Genomic DNA, 6,563 nt, shown 5'->3' on the forward strand with positions numbered 1-6,563 from the left:
CGGATACCCGGTCGGAACCCGGCATCGCATCAGCGGAGCCGGCTCATTTTCCCCGGGGTATCATCGACGAAACGAGCCAGCCGAGTGCCGTCAGACGGTTGGGAACGGGGCTGAGGTAGACGCGGCCGGTTCCCGTGAAGGTGTTGACCAGGCCTTCGCCGCTGGTGAGGGAGCCCAGGAGGCTCTTGGTCGCCTTCGCGACCTCGAACTTCAGCGACTCGCTGCGGGCCACGGCGAAGTTCCCGTCGACCACCAGTTTGTCGTTCGTCAGTTCGACGAGTTCAACCGGCCCGGGGGAACAGAACACGACCTTGCCCGGCCCCTTGACGAGGGTCTGGAACCAGCCTTCGCCCGAGAAAAACGCCGAAAAAGCCGCGTTCCTGTAGGCGCTGACCTCGACCGTGATATCCGAGGCGTAGTAGGCGCCCTGGTCGAGAATGAAGCTTTCGCCGGGCTTGAGCTCGATCAGGTGAAAATTCTTGAAACTGTGCTCGAGAACCAGTTTGCCGGTTCCCTTGTAGGTCGGCTTGAACGCCGTTTCCCCGGACATCATCGACTTGAAGAAGCCGCCAACGCTGGGCGCCTGAGACTCCATCTCGAGCTCGCCCTGCATATACCGCATCGCCCCGGACTCGGTCCGGACCGACTCGTTCTTCAGGATGATCTCCACGTAATTCACTTCGTCTTTCGAGCACAGCTTGAACTCTGCCATCTCTTGCATCCTCCCTTGGTGAAATCGGATGCTCTCATGATACCGTACCGGGGTTGAAGTGTGAAAATCCGAACGACCGAAGGCGGGGACGACCGGAAGGTGCTATCCTCGGGGATGGGATATTGAACGAAGGAGAGCGGACATGAACGAACATGACGATCATCATCACCACGAATCGCATCCGGACGTCGACCGGAGACTCGCTCGTATAGCTGGCCATATAGAAGGAATCCGTCGGATGATCGGCGAAGAGAAGCCCTGCACGCAGATTCTGCAGCAGATGAAGGCCGTGATCTCGGCGCTCGAAAGCGCCCGCCGCATCGTCCTGACCGACCACGTCCGGCACTGCCTGGCCCACGCCATCCAAAAGAAAAGTTCGAAGGCGGCCGTCGACGAGGTGGAACAGATTCTCTCTCAACTCCTGTGACGTAGGAGTCATCCATGCACCGCCGAACCTTTTTGCGAGCATGCGCAGGCGTCTGCCTTATGTCGGGCGTCCCTTCCGGGTTGCTGAATATCAAAGCGTGCGCCCAGGTGCCGCCGCAGGCCCGGGAGGCGGAGTATTACGAGGTGCTTCCGGACGGCCGGATTCACTGCCTGCTTTGCCCGAACGGATGTGTCCGAAACGAGGGCGAGCGCAGCCAGTGCCGCGTCCGGGAACCCCGTGGCGGGAAATATTATTCGCTTGTCTATGCCTCTCCCTGCGTGCTGGCCATGGATCCTATAGAAAAATGTCCGCTATACCATTTCCCGCTCCCGGGAAACGCGTTCTCGATCGCCACCGCCGGATGCAACCTGGGCTGCAGCTACTGTCAGAACTGGCAGTTTTCGCAGAAGGCCCCGGAAGAGACGCGCAACTACTCGCTTCAGCCCGACGAGGTGATCGCCAAGGCAAGGGAATACAAGGCCGGCGGCATCGCCTTCTTCTATACCGAACCCACGATCTACATCGAATACATGAAGGACATCGCCCGCCTGGCAAAAAAGGCGGGTCTGCCGACGGTGATGGTGACGGCAGGCTATCTTCAACGGAAACCGCTCGAAGACCTCCTGGGGCTGATCGACGCGTTCACGGTCGGGCTGAAGGGCTTCACAAACGAGTATTACGAATCGGTGATCAAGGGAGCGCTGCCGCCGGTGCTCGAAACGTTGAAAGGGATCGCGGCCGCCAAAAAGCATCTCGAGATCGTCACCCTCCTGGTGCCGACGCTGAATGACCGGGAAACGGCGATCAAGGCCGAGACGGACTGGCTGGCGGAGCATCTCGGCCCGGATGTGCCGCTCCATTTCACCCGTTTCAATCCCCAGTTCCAGTTGAAGAATCTTCCGCCCACACCGGTGGGCGTGCTCGATCGGGCGAGACAGATCGCGATGAAGTCGGGACTGCGCTACGTCTACACCGGCAACGTCCCCGGCCATGAGGGAAACCATACGTATTGCCCGACCTGCGGCAAATCGCTCATCGAGCGCCTCGGATTCCAGGTGTTGAAGAACACGCTCGTCGGCGGCGCATGTCCTTCCTGCCGGACGAACATTCCCGGCCAATGGAAGGGTTCCGGATCACTCCGTGGAGGATGAATATGATAGCATATAATATGAGGGTTTCTGCCGCGGCGGGCTTCGTTCTGGCGATCGCCGTTTGCGCGGCTTCCGTCGCCGGTTTCCCCCGCGCCGCCTGGTCGGCGCCCCGACCGGTCGCTGAACTCGAGGAGATTCGCGAGGAGATTTCCCTGCTGAACCTTCTGCGGGGGCTGTATCTTTCGAAAGAGCAGGTGCGGAAGATCTCCGATCTGGCCCGCCAGGCGCAGACGCTGCGCGACACCGCTGTCGAACCGTTCCTGAAGGAAAAGGAGCGCATCCTGAAGACGTTCTCCGGCCTGCGCGACTCGCTGTATCTGGCGCCGGGCGCGGAGAAAACGGCGCAGGAGCAGGCGCAAAAGCTGGATCACGAGATGAAGGAAGCGATGGGGTCCGTGCATGACCGGATATCGCAGATGGAGGAGGAGGTCGACGGGATCCTGACGGAAGCCCAGGCCTGCATCGTCGACGATTTCAAACCGTGCCTGATTCCGCCGAAAGACCTGCGGAACCCCGTCCGCGTCGGCCAGGCCAACGATACCCCCGGCGCGCTCGGCAAGGTCGCCGATCTCATCTGGGCGGCTCCGGATGGCCTGTGGAAGGCGCGGGGAAGCAGGCTCCTGGAAGCCCTGGCGGGCAAGCTGGAGGAAGAGTCTGGGGCAATGAGCGGGGCGATGAAGGCCGACGTTCGCAGGCGCATCGGGGAAATCGCCGCCCGGATCCGGAAGACCTCGGATGTCGATTACGCCGTGAAGCGCGGCGATCTGGCGAAGGAGTTCCTGCTGATCGATCCCGGCAAGGCCCTCAAGCAGGGGCACAAGAAGATCGGAAAGAACGGCCGCTGGCTGCTTTCGGACACCGCCGCGCGCGTGCTTCCCCGCTGGCTCGAAGCCATGGATGCGCAGGCCGTTCCCGAGTTGCGGGAGGCGGCGGAAGACGCCGAACTCCGGCTCGACCGCAAGGATATTGCCGCGCGGGCGCTCATGCAGCTCCAGAAGCAGTACAACCGCCGGCGCGCGGCCGGGAAACTGCCTCCGTATGATGCCTTCATCAAGCCCGTCATGGACGGGATCAACGCGGACGATCTTCGCGCATTTCTCGGCGGCGTGCGAACGTGCGCCGGGCAGTTGCTCGACGTCCGGCCGGACGGCGATCTCGTCAAGCTGCTGGCGCAACTCGCCCGCGGGTATGCGAAATGGCTCGAACTGCCGCTGTTCAACCCGAAACAGGACCCGTTCGGCCTGGCCGCCGACCTCGAAGCCGCCCGACAGAACACCGACCCTGCGCAGGCCTGCGCGGATCTGCTGAAGCTGGTCGATACGGTCGGAACGTTCCGCAAGCCCTGACGGGGGCGGAAATCCTCCCCGATTCCCGGAAGCCAAACGCCAATTTCGCGTTCCCGTTCGTGCTGACCCTGGCGAAGCACGGGAAGCCGTTCAGGGCGAGGGGCTTTTCAGGGCGCGGAGGCCGTTGGCCACGACGATGACCGAAGCGCCGGTGTCGGCCAGCACGGCCATCCAGAGCGTCGCCCATCCCGCCAGCGACAGGGCGAACACGGCGAGTTTCAGGCCGACCGAGAGGGCGATGTTCTGCCTGACGATCCGGTTGGAGCGCCTGGCGATGGCGATCAGCAGCGGCAGGCGGCGCAGGTCGTCGTGCAGCAGCACGGCGCCGGCGGTTTCGAGGGCGGCGTCGGTGCCGCGGGTTCCCATCGCGACGCCGACGGCCGCGGCCGCGAGGGCGGGGGTGTCGTTCACGCCGTCGCCGACCATCATGACCGGGCCGGACGTTTTGGCCAGCGCTTCGATGCGGCTGCACTTCGCGTCGGGCGACAACCGGCCTTCGGCCTCGGCGATGCCGACCGTTGCGGCATACTCGCGAGCCGTTTCGTCGCGGTCCCCCGAGAGAAGAATCGTCCGGGCGACTCCCGACCCGCTCACCCGCGAGACCGCTTCTTTCGCCTCGGGCCTGATCGCGTCGCCCATCGTGACCGTGCCGAGAAGCGAGCGTCCGTCCGATAGGCAGGAGACCGTCACGCAGGAAGACGGGATGGCCGGCAGGTCTCGGAGGGCATCGGGGCAGTTTTCCAGGGCCCACTCGGCCGTGCCGAACCGGTAGGTGGTCGTTCCGATGCAGCCGGTCACGCCGCGGCCGCGCACAGCACTGAATCCCTCGACATGGGGAAGCGCGATGCCGGCTTCCTGCGCCCTCTTGCGGAATGCCGGCGCCAGCGGATGTTCCGACCCGGCTTCGAGCGCGGCCGTGATGCGGAGCAGGTCCGTCTCGCTCATGTCGCCGGCCGGCATGAGATCGAGGATGCCGGGCTCTCCGACGGTGATGGTGCCGGTCTTGTCGAACGCGACGGTCGTCACCCCCGCCGCCTCCTCGAGCACGCTGCCGCTTCTGACCAGGATACCGGAACGGGCCGCGGCGGCCATGGCCGACACCAGCGTCACCGGCGAGGCCAGCACGAGCGAGCAGGGGCAGGCGATGACGAGCAGGACGAGCGCGGCATATACGGATGTCGCCGTCGCCGCGAGGCCGAGCAACGGGGGCAGAACGGCGACCGCAGCTGCGATCGCGACGACCGCGGGGGTGTAGATCGCGGCGAACCGGTCCATGCCGCTCTGAAACGCGGTTTTCTGCGCCTGGGCCTTCTGGACCGACATCATGATGCGAGAGAATCGCGATTCCGAGGCCGGGGCCGTGACGGTCATGAGAAGCGCGCCGTCGAGGTTCTGGGTTCCGGCGAGCAGGTCGCAGCCGGCTGTCTTGACGATCGGCGTGCTCTCGCCCGTCATGCTGCTTTCGTCGACGTGCGACGAGCCTTCGATCGCCGTGCCGTCCATCGGCACCGTCTCGCCTGGCCGGATGCGGAGCGTTGCGCCGGCCCGAATCTGGCCGACGGGCGTTGGGTGCTCGTGCCCGGCCTCGTCGACGAGATGCGCGAGGCTGGGAAGGTTGCGGCGCAGGGCCTCGATCGACGAGCGGGCTTTCTCGCTGCTGAGGCGTTCGAGCCACTTCGCGATCGAGTACAGGAACAGCACCATCGCGCCCTCCTGCCACTCGCCGAGCGCGCCTGCGCCGATGGCTGCGGACAGCATGAGGGTGTTCATGCCGAGACTCCGGCGTTTCAGTTCGGCACCGGCCTTCCCGGCAACAGGCCATCCCGCGACGATCATCGCGAGAGGAAGGGGGGCGAAATGTCCGCTGAGCCAGGCAATGAGAATCAGAAGCCCCGAAACAACCATGACGGCGGCCTCGAGCGGCGCCGGAGCGGCCGATGCCTCTGCGGCCCCGTCCGCCTGCCGCGAATCCGCCGGCATGACGGGCTGGAACGTGACGCCGTGTTCGTCGGCCAGGCCGTCGATGATCGCCTCGCAGCCTTCGTCGAGAGTGCAGGTGACGCGCACCGTGCCGCCCATGAAGTCGAGTTCGGCTTCGGCGACGCCGCTTCGGCCACGGATCTCTGTTTCCAGTTCCTTGGCGCAGGTGGGGCAGTCGAGACCGACGACCTTCCAGACGTGCGTGTGTGTCGGATGCTTGTTCATGGTAAGAACATCCTTTCGACAGCTGTCAGCGGCGATTCAATCCTCGAACTCCGTGACATGCGGGGCCGCCGCCTCAGCCGGTTCCCCCGTGTGTGTGATGGCAACCTCGAGAAGGTCCGAAACGTGCTCGTCGGCGAGCGAATAATGGATATGCCGCCCTTCGCGTCGCGCCCGCACGAGCCGCATGGCGCGCAGAATCCGCAGTTGGTGCGAAACCGCCGACTGCGTCGCTCCCGCCGCACGTGTCAGTTCCCCGACCGTTCGCTCGCCCGAAACCATGGCCGTGAGCAGCTTGAGCCGCGTCGGGTCGGCCAGACACTTGAACAGCTCCGCCACCTCATCAAGCCGATGATCGCAGCACCAGTCAGGAAAGTGAATGTATGAGCACTTGTTCATATATCAAATATACTCGCCCGGTTCCCGTTTGGCAAGAAGTTTATAGCCTGTGGGCGTAACATCTGCCTTGGGTCTGTTTTCAAGGTTGATAAAGTGGAGACGAAAAAACGATGCCTGGTGTATGCTGGTCGCAAAGAAACACGGTTTTTACTGGGGAATCAGACGAAAGAGAGGAAGATCTTCGTGACATCGCGACCTGAATTGTCTGCCATGGAACCTGGGTTCACCTTCGATCAGGCAGTGGCGGAGGCCGGGCGTTGCCTGCTCTGCCACGAACCGCCCTGCTCGAAAGGCTGCCCGGCCGGAACCGACCCGGGAACCTTCAT

At 63.9% G+C, this 6,563-nt stretch carries 7 protein-coding genes; 4 read left to right on the top strand and 3 right to left on the bottom strand.

Features of this window, described 5'->3' with window-relative positions; all coding sequences use genetic code 11:
- Positions 1-43: 43 nt before the first annotated feature.
- Positions 44-712, bottom strand: coding sequence for an AIM24 family protein (locus PLU72_03915; GenBank protein ID HOT27312.1), 669 nt, complete (start codon positions 710-712; stop codon positions 44-46).
- A gap of 142 nt (positions 713-854) precedes the next feature.
- Between PLU72_03915 and PLU72_03920 the strand changes: the two genes are divergently transcribed.
- The 3 genes from PLU72_03920 to PLU72_03930 are packed head-to-tail and all read left to right on the top strand — an operon-like array spanning position 855 to position 3,636.
- Positions 855-1,139: a metal-sensitive transcriptional regulator gene (locus tag PLU72_03920; protein HOT27313.1), complete on the top strand. Its 285-nt coding sequence runs from the start codon at positions 855-857 to the stop codon at positions 1,137-1,139.
- 14 nt (positions 1,140-1,153) lie between these two features.
- Positions 1,154-2,290, top strand: coding sequence for an AmmeMemoRadiSam system radical SAM enzyme (gene amrS, locus PLU72_03925; protein ID HOT27314.1), 1,137 nt, complete (start codon positions 1,154-1,156; stop codon positions 2,288-2,290).
- A gap of 2 nt (positions 2,291-2,292) precedes the next feature.
- On the top strand, positions 2,293-3,636 hold the full coding sequence (locus PLU72_03930) for a hypothetical protein (GenBank protein HOT27315.1): 1,344 nt from the start codon (positions 2,293-2,295) through the stop codon (positions 3,634-3,636).
- 90 nt (positions 3,637-3,726) lie between these two features.
- Here PLU72_03930 and PLU72_03935 read toward each other — a convergent pair whose 3' ends face one another.
- Together PLU72_03935 and PLU72_03940 are read right to left on the bottom strand one after the other, a co-directional pair.
- On the bottom strand, positions 3,727-5,841 hold the full coding sequence (locus tag PLU72_03935; GenBank protein ID HOT27316.1) for a cation-translocating P-type ATPase: 2,115 nt from the start codon (positions 5,839-5,841) through the stop codon (positions 3,727-3,729).
- A gap of 36 nt (positions 5,842-5,877) precedes the next feature.
- Positions 5,878-6,237, bottom strand: a complete 360-nt coding sequence (locus PLU72_03940; GenBank protein HOT27317.1) for a metalloregulator ArsR/SmtB family transcription factor — start codon at positions 6,235-6,237, stop codon at positions 5,878-5,880.
- Positions 6,238-6,447: 210 nt separating this feature from the next.
- Here PLU72_03940 and PLU72_03945 point away from each other — a divergent pair.
- A partial coding sequence (locus tag PLU72_03945; protein HOT27318.1) for a hypothetical protein occupies positions 6,448-6,563 on the top strand: 116 nt, incomplete at its 3' end.

This window comes from Candidatus Ozemobacteraceae bacterium (assembly GCA_035373905.1).
In the GTDB taxonomy this organism is placed as follows: domain Bacteria; phylum Muiribacteriota; class Ozemobacteria; order Ozemobacterales; family Ozemobacteraceae; genus MWAR01.

Coding starts and splice junctions, on each gene's coding strand:
- PLU72_03930 (HOT27315.1), top strand. CDS start 2,293: ATGATAGCATATAATATGAGGGTTTCTGCCGCGGCGGGCTTCGTTCTG.
- amrS (HOT27314.1), top strand. CDS start 1,154: ATGCACCGCCGAACCTTTTTGCGAGCATGCGCAGGCGTCTGCCTTATG.
- PLU72_03915 (HOT27312.1), bottom strand. CDS start 712: ATGGCAGAGTTCAAGCTGTGCTCGAAAGACGAAGTGAATTACGTGGAG.
- PLU72_03935 (HOT27316.1), bottom strand. CDS start 5,841: ATGAACAAGCATCCGACACACACGCACGTCTGGAAGGTCGTCGGTCTC.
- PLU72_03920 (HOT27313.1), top strand. CDS start 855: ATGAACGAACATGACGATCATCATCACCACGAATCGCATCCGGACGTC.
- PLU72_03940 (HOT27317.1), bottom strand. CDS start 6,237: ATGAACAAGTGCTCATACATTCACTTTCCTGACTGGTGCTGCGATCAT.